The sequence below is a fragment of the Pseudochryseolinea flava genome, assembly GCF_003286915.1.
Taxonomy (GTDB): domain Bacteria; phylum Bacteroidota; class Bacteroidia; order Cytophagales; family Cyclobacteriaceae; genus Ohtaekwangia; species Ohtaekwangia flava.
Genome location: NZ_QMFY01000022.1, coordinates 1 through 16,648 on the forward strand (window position 1 = coordinate 1; position 16,648 = coordinate 16,648).

Annotated in this window: 17 protein-coding genes and 1 tRNA gene; 10 read left to right on the forward strand and 8 right to left on the reverse strand. The window is 44.2% G+C overall.

Going from position 1 to position 16,648, the window contains the following annotated elements; genetic code table 11:
• The first annotated feature begins 196 nt into the window (after positions 1 to 196).
• The 8 genes from trpD to DQQ10_RS25295 all read left to right on the forward strand — a co-directional run bounded on the left by trpD (position 197) and on the right by DQQ10_RS25295 (position 6,527).
• Complete coding sequence (gene trpD, locus DQQ10_RS25260; protein ID WP_112749732.1) at positions 197 to 1,189, forward strand: anthranilate phosphoribosyltransferase; 993 nt, start codon at positions 197 to 199, stop codon at positions 1,187 to 1,189.
• A gap of 12 nt (positions 1,190 to 1,201) precedes the next feature.
• On the forward strand, positions 1,202 to 2,014 hold the full coding sequence (gene trpC / locus DQQ10_RS25265; protein ID WP_112749733.1) for an indole-3-glycerol phosphate synthase TrpC: 813 nt from the start codon (positions 1,202 to 1,204) through the stop codon (positions 2,012 to 2,014).
• 4 nt (positions 2,015 to 2,018) lie between these two features.
• Positions 2,019 to 2,654: a phosphoribosylanthranilate isomerase gene (locus DQQ10_RS25270; RefSeq protein WP_112749734.1), complete on the forward strand. Its 636-nt coding sequence runs from the start codon at positions 2,019 to 2,021 to the stop codon at positions 2,652 to 2,654.
• 9 nt (positions 2,655 to 2,663) lie between these two features.
• Positions 2,664 to 3,848: a tryptophan synthase subunit beta gene (gene trpB, locus DQQ10_RS25275; protein WP_112749735.1), complete on the forward strand. Its 1,185-nt coding sequence runs from the start codon at positions 2,664 to 2,666 to the stop codon at positions 3,846 to 3,848.
• A 37-nt stretch (positions 3,849 to 3,885) separates the two neighbouring features.
• Positions 3,886 to 4,662 carry a tryptophan synthase subunit alpha gene (gene trpA / locus DQQ10_RS25280; RefSeq protein ID WP_112749736.1) on the forward strand — a complete coding sequence of 259 codons (777 nt, stop codon included), beginning with the start codon at positions 3,886 to 3,888 and terminating at the stop codon, positions 4,660 to 4,662.
• A gap of 17 nt (positions 4,663 to 4,679) precedes the next feature.
• Positions 4,680 to 5,690 (forward strand): bifunctional 3-deoxy-7-phosphoheptulonate synthase/chorismate mutase, encoded by a 1,011-nt coding sequence (locus DQQ10_RS25285; RefSeq protein WP_112749737.1) that lies wholly within the window; start codon positions 4,680 to 4,682, stop codon positions 5,688 to 5,690.
• 21 nt (positions 5,691 to 5,711) lie between these two features.
• Entirely contained in the window at positions 5,712 to 6,062 is a 351-nt protein-coding gene (locus DQQ10_RS25290) for an ArsC family reductase (RefSeq protein WP_112749738.1), read from the forward strand.
• A 63-nt stretch (positions 6,063 to 6,125) separates the two neighbouring features.
• Positions 6,126 to 6,527, forward strand: coding sequence for a hypothetical protein (locus DQQ10_RS25295; RefSeq protein ID WP_112749739.1), 402 nt, complete (start codon positions 6,126 to 6,128; stop codon positions 6,525 to 6,527).
• Positions 6,528 to 6,595: 68 nt separating this feature from the next.
• Here the strand turns inward: DQQ10_RS25295 and DQQ10_RS25300 are convergent, their stop codons facing one another.
• Positions 6,596 to 7,753, reverse strand: coding sequence for a site-2 protease family protein (locus tag DQQ10_RS25300; protein ID WP_112749740.1), 1,158 nt, complete (start codon positions 7,751 to 7,753; stop codon positions 6,596 to 6,598).
• Positions 7,750 to 8,403 carry an HAD family hydrolase gene (locus tag DQQ10_RS25305; RefSeq protein ID WP_133259763.1) on the reverse strand — a complete coding sequence of 218 codons (654 nt, stop codon included), beginning with the start codon at positions 8,401 to 8,403 and terminating at the stop codon, positions 7,750 to 7,752. The genes DQQ10_RS25300 and DQQ10_RS25305 overlap by 4 nt, the downstream gene beginning before the upstream one ends.
• A gap of 120 nt (positions 8,404 to 8,523) precedes the next feature.
• Here DQQ10_RS25305 and DQQ10_RS25310 point away from each other — a divergent pair.
• Both DQQ10_RS25310 and DQQ10_RS28480 read left to right on the forward strand, forming a co-directional pair.
• A tRNA-Ile gene (locus DQQ10_RS25310) sits at positions 8,524 to 8,597 on the forward strand.
• Positions 8,573 to 9,019: a GIY-YIG nuclease family protein gene (locus DQQ10_RS28480; protein WP_394342002.1), complete on the forward strand. Its 447-nt coding sequence runs from the start codon at positions 8,573 to 8,575 to the stop codon at positions 9,017 to 9,019. Before DQQ10_RS25310 ends, DQQ10_RS28480 begins: the two co-directional genes overlap by 25 nt.
• Here DQQ10_RS28480 and DQQ10_RS25320 read toward each other — a convergent pair.
• The 6 genes from DQQ10_RS25320 to DQQ10_RS25345 all read right to left on the reverse strand — a co-directional run bounded on the left by DQQ10_RS25320 (position 8,931) and on the right by DQQ10_RS25345 (position 16,465).
• A complete protein-coding gene (locus DQQ10_RS25320) occupies positions 8,931 to 10,889 on the reverse strand; it encodes a T9SS type A sorting domain-containing protein (protein ID WP_112749743.1) in 1,959 nt (652 codons plus the stop codon). The genes DQQ10_RS28480 and DQQ10_RS25320 overlap by 89 nt on opposite strands.
• 9 nt (positions 10,890 to 10,898) lie before the next feature.
• Complete coding sequence (locus DQQ10_RS25325) at positions 10,899 to 11,684, reverse strand: PASTA domain-containing protein (RefSeq protein ID WP_112749744.1); 786 nt, start codon at positions 11,682 to 11,684, stop codon at positions 10,899 to 10,901.
• 27 nt (positions 11,685 to 11,711) lie between these two features.
• Positions 11,712 to 12,800 carry a D-alanine--D-alanine ligase family protein gene (locus tag DQQ10_RS25330; RefSeq protein ID WP_112749745.1) on the reverse strand — a complete coding sequence of 363 codons (1,089 nt, stop codon included), beginning with the start codon at positions 12,798 to 12,800 and terminating at the stop codon, positions 11,712 to 11,714.
• A 50-nt stretch (positions 12,801 to 12,850) separates the two neighbouring features.
• Positions 12,851 to 14,974 carry a M43 family zinc metalloprotease gene (locus DQQ10_RS25335; RefSeq protein ID WP_133259764.1) on the reverse strand — a complete coding sequence of 708 codons (2,124 nt, stop codon included), beginning with the start codon at positions 14,972 to 14,974 and terminating at the stop codon, positions 12,851 to 12,853.
• Between the two features lie 120 nt (positions 14,975 to 15,094).
• On the reverse strand, positions 15,095 to 15,349 hold the full coding sequence (locus DQQ10_RS25340) for a NifU family protein (RefSeq protein ID WP_112749747.1): 255 nt from the start codon (positions 15,347 to 15,349) through the stop codon (positions 15,095 to 15,097).
• 33 nt (positions 15,350 to 15,382) lie between these two features.
• Positions 15,383 to 16,465: an Mrp/NBP35 family ATP-binding protein gene (locus tag DQQ10_RS25345; protein ID WP_112749799.1), complete on the reverse strand. Its 1,083-nt coding sequence runs from the start codon at positions 16,463 to 16,465 to the stop codon at positions 15,383 to 15,385.
• Positions 16,466 to 16,648: the final 183 nt, after the last annotated feature.

Sequence of the window (16,648 nt, forward strand, 5' to 3'; positions counted from 1 at the left end):
GGGCAAGAATCCTCCTATAGAGGAGAAAAAAAATCAACGTCGACATAAAAACCGTACGGATGATGCCTCTAAAAATGATTAAAAAAACGAAGCATCTCCAAAATCGGGTTTTTAGAGATGCCCTTAACGATTAACGATTAACGATTAACGATTAACGAACTCACCATTAACCGATAACAGATAACCGCCTTCAACAATGAAAAATATTCTCACAGAGCTAATAGATCATCGGTCATTGACTAAGGATACTGCACGTGATGTGCTCCTGGATTTAACGAGTGGAAAATATAATCCGAGTCAGATGACAGCGTTTATGACGGTGTACATGATGCGGAGTATTACCGTTGACGAACTTCAGGGCTTTCGTGATGCCATGTTAGAGCTTTGCATTCCTGTTCGGTTTGATCAACCGGTGATGGATGTGTGCGGCACTGGAGGTGATGGAAAAAACACCTTTAACATGTCAACACTGTCGTCCTTCGTGGTGGCGGCTGCAGGACAGCCTGTTGCCAAGCACGGAAATTATGGTGTATCATCCGCGTGTGGGTCGTCTAACTTGTTGGAATACTTCGGTTATAAATTCACCAACGATCATGATGAACTGAAACGCAGTATCGATCGCGCCAATATCTGTTTCATGCATGCGCCACTCTTTCACCCGGCAATGAAAAACGTTGGACCAATACGAAAAGAGCTCGGCGTGAAGACGTTTTTTAACATGCTTGGGCCAATGGTAAATCCGGCGTTTCCCAAACGTCAACTGGTAGGTGTATTTAGTCTTGAACTTGCGCGTCAATATGGATATCTTTATCAGAATACGGATAAGGAGTTTGTAATCCTTCATTCGATCGATGGCTATGATGAAATTTCGTTGACGGGGGCTTTTAAATATTATTCTAATAAAGGAGAGCGACTCGCCACACCTGCCGATCTTGGATTACCCCAATTGCAATATGAAGACCTTCGCGGTGGAGAGACTGTTGAGGAATCTGCGAAAATATTTATGAACGTGTTGGAAGGTAAAGGAACGACTGCGCAAAACTCGGCGGTTATCGCTAATGCAGCATTGGCATTGTATGCAGGTCATCAAAACGATGGACTTTCTGCTGCGTTGTCGCGCGCAAAAGAGTCATTAGAAAGTGGAAAAGCGCTACAATCATTTGAGAAACTTATCGAAGGTCAACGCTAAAAGTTATACGTTATGAATATTCTCGATCAAATCATCGAACACAAAAAGAAAGAAGTAGAAGACCGTAAGTCGCTCTACCCTGTAAAGCTTTTAGAGAAAAGCATCTTCTTTGCAACACAACCCGTGTCGATGAAGAAGTATATCACACGTGAAGATAAAACCGGAATCATTGCCGAATTTAAAAGGAAGTCGCCAAGTAAAGGTATTATCAATGCGCATGCAGGTGTCGAGCGAACTTCCATTGGCTACATGCAAGCGGGAGCGTCTGCACTTTCGATTCTCACCGATAAACAATTTTTCGGTGGCGCTAACGAAGATCTCACCACGGCCAGGAAATATAATTTCTGCCCGATTATTCGTAAGGACTTCACGATCGATGAGTATCAAATCATTGAAGCTAAATCAATCGGGGCGGATGCTATTCTTTTAATTGCGGCAGTGCTTGACCCAGAGCGTTCGAAAATATTAACGGCCTTTGCGCATTCTTTTGGACTTGAGGTTTTGTTAGAGGTTCATGATGAAGATGAATTGAAGAAAAATCTCGACGTCGGTGCCGATATGATCGGCGTGAATAACAGAAACTTAAAAACATTTGAGGTGAGTATCGATGTGTCAAAGCGCCTTTCTGCATTGATGCCGGAGCATGTTGTAAAAGTTTCAGAGAGTGGAATCTCGTCGCCAGAAACAATTCTTGAACTCAAGAAATACGGATATCGTGGTTTTTTGATGGGAGAAAATTTTATGAAGCACAGCAGGCCTGATGAAGCAGCGATGGAGTTTATGACTGAGCTTCGTAAACAAGAAACTGTAAAGCAACACGCATAAGCATATGAAAGAAAATCTCAAAATAAAGATCTGTGGCATGCGCGACCATGATAACATTGTGGAAGTCGCGACCTTTCAACCAGATCTTATGGGATTCATCTTTTATGAAAAGTCGCCACGATTTGTGGGAAGCGATTTTATAGTACCACCAACATTTCCATCAGCAATAAAGAGAGTGGGCGTATTCGTGAATGCCTCAACAGAAGAGATGATTCAACAAATGCAACGTCTTGAGCTTGATTTCCTCCAGCTTCACGGCAAAGAATCGGCGGCGCAAGTAGCAGCACTTGCAACGCGTGGTGCAAAAGTGATCAAAGCATTTTCTGTTGACGACAATTTCGATTTTGAGCAAGTGAAGCCTTACGAAGGGTTGGCGTCATATTTTCTGTTCGACACGAAAGGAGAATACTATGGTGGAAATGCGAAGGTTTTTAATTGGCGGGTGCTCGCCAAATACAATCAACATACCCCGTTCTTTCTTAGTGGCGGTCTTACACCTGAAAATGTTGTCGAGATCGAGCCGCTCAAAGATATGAACCTATACGCGCTCGACATCAATAGTGGAGTGGAGCGTTCACCAGGCGTTAAAGACCTGGAAAAAATTAAGGCACTCTATAAAGTAAAAGAAACGATCAGTTAAAATTATTGTATGAGTAAATACACAGTTGACGAAAGAGGATATTACGGCCAATTCGGAGGTGCATACATTCCCGAAATGTTGTATCCGAACGTTGAAGAATTGCGACAAAATTATTTGTCAATCATCGAGTCGGCCGATTTTAAGAAAGAGTTCGATTTGTTATTGCGTACATATGTTGGCAGGCCCACACCATTATATTTCGCTAACAGACTCTCGGAAAAGTATAAGACTAAGATTTATTTGAAACGTGAAGATCTTTGTCATACCGGCGCACATAAAGTAAACAATACAATCGGTCAAATACTGCTAGCCAAGCGCTTGGGCAAACAAAAGATTATCGCAGAGACCGGAGCCGGGCAACATGGCGTTGCAACAGCAACGGTTTGTGCGTTGATGGGAATGGAATGTATCGTCTACATGGGGAAAGTTGATATGGAGCGTCAGAAGCCCAACGTAGAGCGTATGCGCATACTCGGAACGAAAGTAGTTCCTGCACTGAGCGGTAGTATGACGTTGAAAGATGCGACCAACGAGGCCATGAGACATTGGATCAATAATCCGACCGATACACATTACATTATTGGTTCTGTCGTAGGACCACATCCGTATCCTGATATGGTGGCGCGCTTTCAATCTGTGATCAGTGCCGAAATAAAAAGTCAACTGCAGTCGGAGATTGGAAATCCATTTCCCGATTATGTCTTCGCTTGCGTTGGTGGTGGTAGTAATGCTGCTGGTGCTTTCTATCATTATTTGAATGATGAGCATGTCACACTCGTTGGTGTGGAGGCTGCTGGCAAAGGTGTTGATTCAGGAGAATCGGCAGCGACAACAGCACTCGGAAAAATCGGCGTGCTGCATGGGAGTAAGATGCTATTGATGCAAACGCTGGATGGACAAGTTGTAGAACCACATTCGATCTCCGCAGGGCTTGATTATCCGGGTATTGGTCCGATGCATGCTCACCTATTTGATGTTGGCCGTGTGAAGTTTGTGAGCGCAACGGATGATGAATCTATGAATGCGGGTATTGAATTAAGTAGACATGAGGGAATTATTCCTGCGATCGAATCAGCGCATGCATTGGCCGCATTGAAACAATTTGAATTTGCTGAAGATGACGTTGTGGTAGTGAACTTGTCAGGAAGGGGAGATAAAGATCTGGAGACTTACATCCGATGGGGTAAGTACTGATCCATTTTAATTATTTCTCCACCTTAAGTTTATTATCATGAAAAATAGAATTACAGAATTATTTTCTAAGAAGAAAGACAACCTCCTTAACGTATACTACACTGCAGGCTATCCAAAACTAAACGACACGATTGTCATTGCAAAAGCCCTTGAAGCGGGAGGCGCTGACCTTATCGAAATCGGAATACCATTTTCCGATCCTGTGGCCGATGGTCCAACGATCCAAGCCAGTAATAAAGTAGCGATCGACAACGGTATGAATGTGTCACTTTTGTTAGCGCAAGTACGCACCATTCGTAAGGATGTAAAAATACCGATCATCTTAATGGGGTATCTAAATCCAGTGATGCAGTATGGCGTAGAAAAATTTGTGAAAGACGCATCGGCCGCCGGTGTTGACGGATTGATCCTGCCTGATATGCCAATACATGTATATGAGGAGGAATTCAAAGAACTCTTCCATCAGCATAACCTTTGTAATACATTTTTGATTTCACCGACAACCTCAGAAGAACGTATTCGAAAAATTGATCATGCGACCCATGGTTTTATTTATGCCGTATCATCGTCGAGTATTACAGGCGCGAAAGGCGAATTCACACAAGGGCAATTGGATTATTTCAAACGTTTAAAAGATTTAAAATTGAATAATCCATTCATGATTGGTTTTGGTATCTCTAACAATGCGAGCTTTAAAAAAGCGGCAGCGTATAGCGCGGGTGCTATTGTTGGTAGTGCCTTCATCACATTACTCGGTGAAGCAAAGGACTTAGATAGTGAAATTCAAGCGTTCGTAAAATCGTTGAAAGGATAATCTTAAACACCAACGTTATGATCATACAATTAAATCCAAAGATCACGCAAGCGGAAAAAGACGCAATCGTAAATGCTGTCAAAGGGCTGGAGTACAAGACCACGTCTGTAAAAACGCAAGTGGGATCGTACCTTGTTGGAATTGGTAAGAAAGATTTTGATATCCGCCAACTGGGCAACTTAAGCGGAATTGTCGATATCCATCGCGTGTCTGACGACTACAAGCTCGTCTCACGTAAATGGAAGGTTGGCCGGACACACATCGACCTCGGTGATGATGTCGTGATCGGAGACGGATCGTTGTCAATTATGGCAGGGCCTTGCTCCATCGAAAATGAATCACAGGTTCAATTAACGATTGATCACCTTGTTAAGAATGGTGTGAGAATTATGCGCGGTGGCGTGTTTAAGCCACGAAGCTCGCCCTACGCTTTTAGAGGACTTGGTGTCGAAGGCCTGAAGATGTGGTATACACAAGCGCGCAAGGCAGGGATTAAAATTATAACCGAGGTGATGCAAGTGAGTCAGATTGCTGAGATGTATGACTATGTAGATGTGTTTCAAGTCGGCGCACGCAATACTCAGAACTTTAACTTGCTCGATGAACTTGGGCGCGTTGACAGAGCAGTAATGATCAAGCGCGGAATATCTGGAACCATTGAAGAGCTATTGTACTCGGCTGAGTATGTATTCTCAGCAGGTAATGAAAAATTGATGCTTTGTGAACGCGGCATTCGTACCTATGAGAAGGCAAGTCGAAACACCATGGATGTGAATGCGATTCCGATTTTAAAATCAAAAACACATCTTCCAGTGATCGCAGATCCCTCACATGGAATCGGTATCCGCGAGTTTGTTGAGCCTGTTGCATTAGCGTCAATAATGGCTGGAGCGGACGGTGTGATTTATGAGACGCATCAGAAACCAGAGGAAGCTGCTTCCGATGGACAACAGACTTTGGATTTCGAAGAGAGCGCGAGATTAATTGAGCGCATGAAAAAAATATTTGAATTGAAGGAGTCCTTCTGATTTTGATTAAAACATTCTCGTATGAAGAAAGTTTATGGAATTAAAAATTGTAATACGGTTAAGAACGCTCTTGATTGGTTGAAAAAGAACAACGTCGAGTATGAGTTTCATGACTACAAGAAGGATGGTATAACGGAAGCAAAGTTAAAATCATGGAGCAAGCAGGTAGGGTGGGAGAGTCTTGTCAACAAGCGTGGCACAACATGGCGACAGCTTGATGAAGCGACACAAGCAAAAGTAAAGAGCGAGTCGGCCGCGATTGCCTTGATGAAAGATAAGACCAGCGTTATTAAACGCCCATTGATAGAAGATGGGGACAGTGTCGTGACATTGGGCTTTGATGAAGAAGCTTTTAAAAAGGCATACAAGTAATTTTGCTGATTCGGTTACAACGGCGGGACTTTTTTGCGTGTCTAATGCAGAAATGAATTGCCCATGAAAAAGCTTTTTGGAATAGTATTGATTGCTGTCTGTTTCGGACTCTGCGCCTTTACGTGCGACGAATCAGATGACGGCGATGTTGTGACGGAGTTTTCACCGATTACTTCTACAACGCTGCCTGACGAAGGGAAAGTTAATCAGTCAATCGAATTCGTGATTACGCATCGCGGTAGCAATGGATGCGCTCAATATTCACACAACAAAACCGTTACAAAAGGCCGCGATGTTTTCGTGACATTTTTTAATAGTTACAAGAAAGATTCATTTTGTACCTACGCGCTGACAACGTTGGAGACTTCATATTCTTATAAACCATCGGCGGTTGGTGAGTACACTTTTCACTTCAAACAGGAGGATGGGAAGTATCAGGAAGAAAAGATTACGATTTCGGAGTAATCAAAATGGCGAATTGGAGTTAGCGAAAGTAGACGTTGACTCCAATGCTCACGTTGTGTTGCTAAATGTTACGAGATGGGATAGGGCGTGAAAGAGATTACAAAAATAATCAACGAAATCCATCCAAGAATGACGCGCGTTCTGTTTAGCGGTTGCTCAATTTCAGAGGGCGGATGATATAATCCGATCACGCGTGCGATGAGAAACAAGAATAACATCCCGCCAGAGTATCCCGTGATCTGCGGTGCTAGCCATCCGATGACAAGTTGAATTGCAAAAACAAGCAGCGTAATCATCACTGTATTCTCTGTCGTCGTCTTTAATGCGCCGAAACAGAAGTAATAGAATAGTAGCGTCAACGGTACACTCCATTGAAGTTCGTCAAACGAGTCGGTGGGCTTCACAGATCCCAGTCCGGCAAAGAAAATTAGCGAGACGAACGTAACGGTTGCAATAAGACGATGCTTTTTCTCGCCGAACAAACCATACGTGATATGACCGCCATCTAATTGACCGATTGGAAATAAGTTAATGCTTGTAAAAAGCAGCGACAATAGCCCAGCCATTAAGACAGGATAGTGCATCAATTCATGCGGATTGGGAACACGTGCAGGATCAGCAACAACATGTTTGAAAAAATAGAACAAGAGGTTGTCGCCGAACTTGATATCAAATATCTGTTTCCCTTCGATGTACTCCGGCGTGTAAACATGGCTAGCATAATCTAAACCATACTGTTTATACTCAGGATGGAACTGAAAGATATACTCGGGTGGAGGAAGTGTTAGGAAACCGTAAGTGATTACAATTAGCGCTACAATAAATCCAGCAAGAGGTCCTGCGAGCCCAATGTCAAAATTCTGTACGTTGGTTCTAACGCGCTCACGAATTCGGATGACAGCGCCGAGCGTTCCAAAGCTTGGCAACCCTGGTATAGGCGGCACGGGTAAATAGTAGGGCAATGAAGATTTAACTTTATACGCTAATGCCGTGAAGTAATGACCGAACTCATGCACGGTTAAGATGAGTAAGAAGGGTATTGAGAAATTCATACCCAGACAAAAATCAGCCCAACTGAAGTTAGTGTTTATGCCGAGACCAGCTTCCTTCGTGTAGCTATAAATTGATTTTGAATAAGCCCATTCAGCACCAGCTAAAGTTGTAGATACGAAGGTGAACAAGAAGAGAAAGATCTGGACAAGAATTGTCTTTGTTTCTTTTTTCATCGAAAGTACTCCGTTACAATATCTGGATGAGTAACCAGTAAGGTTTTTATTCCCAACGCTGCTGCGCCCTCTATATTTGCTTTATTATCATCAAGGAAGAGTGTTTCCTCGGCCTTAAGATTATTCTCTTCGAGTACTTGCTGGAAAATCTCAGCGTCTGGTTTTCTTTTCTTCATCAAGTGGGAGTAGTATGACTTGTGAAAATATCCATCGAGTGAAGTAACGCCAGCGACCGGTGGTAAAATATTTTCGTTGATGAAGCGAAGGTGAATGGTGTTGGTATTGCTCAGTAAAAATGTTTGGTGCGTCGACATAAGTCGCGTGAGTAGATGCAATTTTGCTATCGGCAGGCCAAGTAGCATTGCATTCCAGGCGTGATCAATTTGCGCGTCCGTGGCGGTCACATTGTAAGTTTCGCGAACAAAGTCACGGAACGCATGCTCATCGATGAGTCCTTTTTCGAATTGCATAAAACCCTGCGCGTTCACGAAATGGTGAACAACCTCGTTTTTATCAAGTCCGGAAAGCTTTGCGACAGCTTGTAGGGTAGTGTCTACAGACAGGTCAAGGATTACGCCACCCAGATCGAAGATCAAGTTTTTAACAGAAGAATCTTTCAGCACAAAAGTATTTTGTCTATTCGGTCCCAAATATGTAACATTGCACCACTTTTTCAAAAGGAATTAGTACAACCTGGTGCAAACCAGGCATTTTGGACACTTGGGATGAAATCCCTGCTCCAAAGAAGTCTTCCTAGACTTAAAAAACTTGGGCCCTTAGCTCAGCTGGTTAGAGCACCTGACTCATAATCAGGGGGTCGTGGGATCGTGCCCCTCAGGGCCCACTAAAAGACTTCTGAAAGGAAGTCTTTTTTCGTTGTATGTCACATTACGTCTATATACTTGTACGGATCGATATTATGTTGGTCAGACAGAAGATTTCACGAACCGCTTAGCGATGCATCATAGTGGCTACTCTGCTTTTACCGCGAAGGCCAAAGATTGGAGTCTTTATTTGATCATTGAATATACAAGCAAGTCTGTGGCGATGAAAATAGAACGACATATCAAGTTGATGAAAAGTCGTAAGTATATTGAGAATCTTTTACGCCATAAGAAAATTACCGAGCATCGCTCTCTCGCGATAATGAACGGACTCTTAATCAACACGGTAGTTGTTACTCCACCAACATCTTCCTTACAAAAACTTTGCTACCGTTTTTCAGTTTCACAAGGTAGAGTCCGCGAGCGGGGGATTGTAACGTGATCTTTCTTTGATCCTGAAAGAACTCGTTGCTGAATGGAACAGCTTGTCCCGCTAAGTTGATGATTCCTGTCACTTCTGTTCTAACATCTGTAAAGAATTCGCCGCGCGATGGATTAGGATAAAGGGGCACATTTGTCAAATCTTCTTCAACGCCTGTCGGAATCCGAACGCCAGTACCAAAGAGTGGTCGTATCATAATACTGCCAACAAATTTGTCGGTATGGAACCATTCGCCTCCCTTGGCGACAAACACTTTGTCTACGGTGTTATTACTGCGGTCGACGCCGACATTAAATTTGCCGAAGGTTGGATGTACCCAGCCGATATAAATCTTGTCTTTAATCTCCAACTGCACTTCTTCGCCTTCAGGAATGGTAAAGCGTTGGAACTTGTTGAGCGGCGTACGTGCGATAACTTTACTCGGCATGGTGTAGATCGCTTCTCCTGGGCCATTCTTTTCAGTATCATGGTCGTAGAAAATAAAGTCTATTCGCGATTCATCCGTTACGGTAAAAGCTGGTACAAAAATATCAAAGCCTGCAAAGCGTCTTAGCTGCGTCGAATCAATATCGAATTGATAAAGAATTCTATTGCCTGGTTGCGCAAGCTCTACGGAGTACTCTGCCGACCCATCATCGTAAGCGTAGTAGTTGTGCAGACGATAGTGTGTCCGTAAAGTGTCATTTACGCGATAACGCAGTGGCTCATCGATTTCGCTCGTTGTTGTGTTGAATGCATCTAGCCATACCGTTACGTCGAAGTCGACCCAGTCGGAGGTATCGATCACGCTACTCTCTTCGATGAAGTTGTCAGGGATTGATGCTTCTTTGCGTTCGAAGGGAAGAAAATTCACCGAGGCAGCTTCAAGTGGGCCGTATGAATAAGATTCTTCCAATACTTCATCGCTGTAATTTTTAACAGCAGCAGTTGCAACTACTTTTCGGTTTTCTGCTACGTCTTGCAAATTTTGCATCGCCACCGTGATGGGACTGAATTTTTCTTTCGTCAATTTGAATACACCCACAGGAACAGAATAATAGCGTCCAAACAATGGCGTTAATGGTGCAGATAAGGCAATGTCTTCTGGCTTTTCGTCAACGCTTAGCCGTCCTTTATTCAGGTAAATGTGGTCTACCATCCAGGTGTCGACTGGACCTTGTAGTCCTCCAAATGAACGGAATCGGAATTGAAACTCGTTGTGAAAGAAATTGACATCTTGGTTTACAGAGATCGTCGTGTCATAAAAAACGTTCACGGCGTCTATGGTTTCGGGATATATTGTTGCAACTTCTTTCCAAACAGAATCAACATTTAAAAACTCCAAACGTAAAAAATCATTCTTGTCAGGCGCTTCGCCATTACCAGCAAATTGATAGTAGAACGTAAACAGAACGGTGCTCCGTTCTCCATTGGATACGGCTACGGGGCCGAGGTCTATCAGCTGAGAGGTTAGTACATCGCGATACCCGTTTGCATCTTGGTTTGATGAATAAGCTCTTCCCGTAGAATCAAGGCCATCGAAAACGGCGGCGTTGATTGAGGGGAGGTTGATTCCTGTAGCGGATGTAATGGCTGTTGAGGAGCTCTTCATCCACCGGGATTTCAACGGGAAATTTGATTCTGGATTTGTCGGATCGTCTACCGGTGTTGTTGAAAAATCTTCGAAGAATGGAAGCTGTAAAGTCACTGACTTGATCCTCGCATTAGACAGTGGTGTGGATGCCGTTGTGGGCGGAATTCGTTCAATCGGTGATACTTTGATCTGCGTGTAACCCAATGAGGTGGCCAGTAGCATCAACATCAATACTAGCGCATGGCGGTGGAGCGCTTTTCCCGTAGTAGCTATCGTGTTCTTGATATTGAAATGCATAAAGACGTTTTAAAATTCTTCTTCGGGTACTTCTGTTCCTTCTTTACCTATCCAAAGATCAACGTTGTCGCCTACCTTAACATTTTCTCCAGCCGTAGGTTTTTGTTTCAACACGACGGCACCAGTAGTATCTCCACCAACGATGATCACCTCTCCGAGATTTAAGTTCTTTGCTCTGATGGTGAAGAGCACGTCATCGACAGGCTGTCCAACCCAATTTTCGATACCTATTTCGTTCAGTCCTCCGTCCATCACAACCAGGTCAATCACTGAACCCTTTGGAACGCGATCACCAGCATGTATCGGCTGACCTTTGAACTTCATTTCTTTCACGATATTGAAAGGTCCTCGCACCAAGGTGATCTTCCCACGCTTCAGCTCATTGCTTTTGAGTACAACTTCGGCGTTCAATACCGAGGCGTCGATCAAGTTCGGCACGGGTACACTTGGCGGTGTAACGCTGTTGATCGAGATATAGATTTTTCTACCTTCTTTAACTTTTGAACCTGCCTTCGGGTATTGCTTGAGTACCGTGAGTGGTTTAAAGTCCGGCGAGTATGAAGAATCGTCAATCACATAGTCGAGATCTTTTTGAATCAACTTCTCTTCCAGTTCCTCAAGGGTTGCGCCTTCAATGTCCGGCACAGTGATCGTCTCACCATGGTTGGTAGTGCTTGGAAGGTATGCGTAGAAATAGATTACAACCAGCGTCATCATGATGGCGAATGCAATGAAGAAGTGAATCAACACACCGCCGAGATTGTCCTTGTTGTATTTGCCGAATTTGATATTCATAGTGGGATAAGGATCAAAGATAAGCGATTAGAACTTCAGCGAAGATTGGAAATCGCGCGCAATGCGTTTGCTTCGGTCGTAACGCTCTTGTGCGAGGTCAAGCAGTCGTGTGATCAGTTCCTTAAATCCGATACCGCGCTCTTGCCACATCACAGGATACATACTTGAATTGGTAAATCCTGGAATACTGTTTATCTCATTGACATAGATGTTTCCTTTCTCGTCGAGAAAAAGATCGATGCGTGAAAAATCTTCACAATGAAGCGCTTCGAAAGCTTGAACCGATGCCTTCCGAATTTTTTCGACAATATTCTTGGGAAGCTTTGCGGGTACGTCAATGCGCACGGCATTAGGATCTACGTATTTTGCATCGAAGGTATAAAACTCGTAGTCTTTGCTGATCACAACTTCGCCGGGGAGCGACGCCTCTGGTGGATTATTTCCTAAGATTGCACATTCAATTTCGCGTCCTTTTACATACGCTTCGGCAATCATTTCATGATCATATTTAAATGCCTCCTCAACGGCTTTCTTAAAATCCTTTTTGTCGTTCACCTTCGAAACACCAACGGAAGAACCCAAGCTTGCAGATTTCACCATGAACGGTGTTCCAAGTCTTTTTGCAATAGCATTGAAGCTGATTTTATCTTTCTGGTCAAACGTAAAGGTTACAAAGTCTGTAACAGGAAGTCCAGCATCGCGTAGTAGTCTTTTCGCGACGATTTTATTCATCGCTGTGGATGATCCTAACACCCCCGTGCCAACCATTGGAACGTCCATTACCTTAACCAATCCTTGGATGCTACCATCTTCGCCGTCTGTACCATGAAGCACCGGGAAGATGATGTCTGCTTGAAAGCGTTTGCCGGTTTTTAGATTGATAAAAGCGGGCTTGGCAGGATCAAGAGACAACGCGAGAGGTTGGCCATTTTTCTTGATGTCTTTATTGACACCGGTGGTCAGGTACCATTGGCCGGTGGTACTAATGCCTATTGGAATTGGTTCGAACTGTTTCTTATCGATGTTTTCGAATATGTTACGGGCTGAATTGATGGAAACACCGTGTTCGACCGAACGGCCTCCGTAGAGGATCACTACTTTCTTCTTTTTAGGCATTCAAAAAAAATTTGCGGCAAGATAATGAAAAGCGCTTTTTAAATAACATGCTATCGGATATGCACGAATTTTTCAGTATAGCTTTTCTTTGATGTGACGACCTTAACGATATACACGCCAGGGCTCGCGTCCAACATTGGAAGCGGTATCGTCTGATTCAAACCATTGGTATAGGGAAATGAAAACAGATGTTTACCCGACGTGTTGGTAACGCCGATTTCTACATTGTCGCGCTCCGGCAGGTTTAATCGCAATGACGGCCCCGCGGAGTAGTCGTTGAAGATTTGTAAATAGTCGTTGCCATCGGCGCGTGTATTGGTTTCGGAATCGAAAAAGTCTATGTTGTCGAGGTAGAGATTGTTGCCATTTGCATTCGTAAACACAAAAGCAATACGCACGTTCTCAAAGCCAACCAGTCCCATCAGTGATAGATCTACATGACGCCAGTCATCTTCATTTACGGGCACCCATTTAATATTGCCATTGTCAACTTTTGGAATGGTGTTTCCCGATACGTCATACAACACGACATCATAGCTATCGCCGCAGTTTGTCGACGCGAGAACTTTCAGATTATCATTCTTCCCAATGCGATACACATACGATATATCGAAAGAAAGGCTGGCCTCCATGATTCCGGATAAATCGAGTAAAGGACTAATCAACCATGCGCGGTCACCAAGTAGTTGATTGGAATAACCATCGAAATGAACGGAGTTAGCAAAATTAGTCCCAGCGTCTTGCCAGTTCATGCCTTGTCTGGGATTGGTTGCAATCCAGCGGTCGCGATAGTCACCGCCAAACGTCTCTTTCAACGGAAGAAAATCCGTCTCATCGTTTCGATGTATTGTATAAGTCAGCACATTGTCGGCTGGATAGGTATCGGCATTACCGTTCGGTTGCGTGAGTTGGACCGTAAAAATGTTAGCACCAGCATTCAATGCGTTGGCGGGTAAGGTGAATGTTGCTTCATCGCCGGGCATAAAGTTCAAATCACTAAAAGGAACAGTAGTGGTACCGTTGATCACCGCGGAAAACGAGTTCACTTCAACGCCGCTGTTTCGAACTTTTAAAATTAAATCGGATTGCGCTTCACAGGTCACTACTTTTCCATCCACGCTTTTTAGCGTGAGGTTCTCTGTCGTGACAGGATCGGGATCGTTCAAACCATCCGACACCAACAAACTCGCGCGTCGCGGACTGTTCTCCAATACGGTCGACATTCGCTCAATTTGTTGAATAGTAAAAAGGTTCATACACTCGTCGTCAGTGTAATCGAGGTAATTTTGATACATGGTGTTGACACCGCAGGCCGTTCTCACCCCGGCAGGGCATCCAATAGTATTACCAGCTTGATCGGGCGTGTCGGCAACAAAATCATTGTCGTCGTTGCAATCATTCGTATCTCCCCAAGTGTGACGAAGACCGAAGAAGTGCCCGACCTCATGGGTTGTCGTTCTTCCTTTATTGTATTGATCATCAAGGTCAAAATCGCCGTAGTCCGTTGAACCAAAAACTTCGTAGCTAATCACCACGCCATCGGACTCTGCTACATCTGGTGATCCTTCTAACCCCGGTAAATCAGAGACTGGGAATTGTGAGTAGCCGAGATATCCCGTAAGGTTGATTACCCAAATGTTTAAGTAGTTTTCGGAATTCCAGTAGCTCAGTGATTTGAATTCGGCATCATCATTCATCGACCAACTTTCACGACCTCCGTTGATGCGCACGATACCATCTGTGGGAAGCCCATCGGGTGTGCGCCGCGCTAATTCAAAACGGATGTCCATCGCGCCGGCAACACCAAGAAACATTTCAGGTGTATTGCTGGCGTCATCATTTAGGCGGGCGTAGTCTTTGTTGAGTACATCGATTTGAGAGAGGATCTGTTCGTCAGAAATATTGGCGCCTGTTCCGAGGGGTTCTCCAAAGTGAATGACGTGTACAACGACTGGGATACGATATGTGTCCTCCGTGCCGCGTGTAGTGGAGCGCTCATGAAGACGTTGCTTGATTTTTTTTCCGAGCCAGAATTCGAATTCAGGTTGGGTTTGTTTGGAAGGCTTCGACTGGATGTAGTCGACCGCTCCACAACGAGACTGTGCAATCATCAGGTGTGAGATGCAGCAGCCGAAGAATATCAATGTCAAGAAGAGGGTTCTATGCTTCAACACGGTACGTTAGGTTGGATCTGTGATATAGATCAACCAAATATAAAAAGAGTAACCGCCGCTACAAAGAAAAGCAATAGACACCTCGGCCGGATAACACCCAGGTCTGTGAACAAAATCCTATTAAAAGATTGGTGTCAAATTCACCACTTCGATAGCCTTCACTTCAGGCACATCACGTTTGATTGCGGCTTCAACACCGGCTTTAAAAGTCATGGTCGACATAGAACAATTGCCACAAGCGCCGACGAACTCCAAGCGTACAACGTTTTCAGGTGTAAGTTCATTGATACGAACATCGCCACCGTCGGCTTTCAAATATGGACGGATTGAGTCTAGCGAGGTTTCGATCTTCTTGATGATTTCTTCTGTATTCATTCGAGTATTTTCTCTTGTTAAAGGTAGCGCTTTTTACGCGGATGCATAAGTGATTTTCTCTGCATTGCGGATAGCAATTTGTCGTGCTAGAGTTTGTGCAAGATCTTGAAATGCTTCCGCTGCAGGGCCTCCCTTCAATACGGCGGGAAGTCCGCTATCGCCACTTTCGCGTATCCCTTGTACCAAAGGAATTTCACCCAGTAAAGGAACGCTATATTTGTCGGCCAAATTTTTACCACCATCTTTTCCAAAGATGTAGTATTTGTTCTCCGGCAACTCTTCTGGCGTGAAGTAAGCCATGTTTTGAACAATGCCTAATACAGGTACATTGATCTGCGATTGTTTGAACATCGCCAGACCTTTATTGGCATCGGCAATAGCAACTTTCTGAGGCGTCGTGACAATGACAGCGCCTGTTACAGGCACAGTTTGCACAAGTGTGAGGTGAATGTCGCTGGTGCCTGGAGGAAGGTCAATGAGAAGATAATCAAGGTCACCCCAATCAGCATCCGTAAAGAATTGCTTAAGGGCCGAGCTCGCCATTGGTCCACGCCAAACAATGGCGCTATCGGGTGGCGCAAGGAAACCGATAGAAATAAGCTTAACGCCGTATTGTTCTATCGGAATGATTGTATTTTTTCCATTTACCTGCTTGATCGATGGCTGCTCATGCTCGCAGTTAAACATCGTCGGGATCGACGGACCATAGATATCAGCGTCGATAAGGCCGACTTTAGCACCTGATTGCGCCAAGGCAACAGCCAAATTTGATGTTACCGTAGACTTGCCTACGCCGCCCTTTCCGGAAGCGATCGCGATAATGTTTTTTACGCCGGGTAGGAGCGGTGCATTGTCGCGGAGGCTGGTTACTGAGGAAGTCATGAAAATATCGATCTCGGTTTCCTCTCCAACTACTTGACGAACAGCATCTTCACAATCTTGTCGGATCTTCTCTTTCAGTGGACAAGCAGGTGTCGTAAGGACTACCGTAAAGCTCACCTTTCCCGTCGAAATTTTGATGTCTTTGACCATCCCAAGGGAGATCAAATCACGCTTCAAATCCGGATCGTCGACAGTAGAGAGGGCTTTGGTAATATCAATTTGTGTAAAACTCATGCTTTGTAAACAATAAAAGGCTTCAGAAATTCCAAACAGGGCGCAATTTAGGTCGGAAAGTTTATAGTCCATGGATTTTTAACCGGATAGTTTGCGCTCATCGCAATTTGCCGTGTGGAGCGATTGTGTATTCGCTGTTCATTGTTAACCAGCGCCGAACTCTTACTTTTGCACCCCGAATCT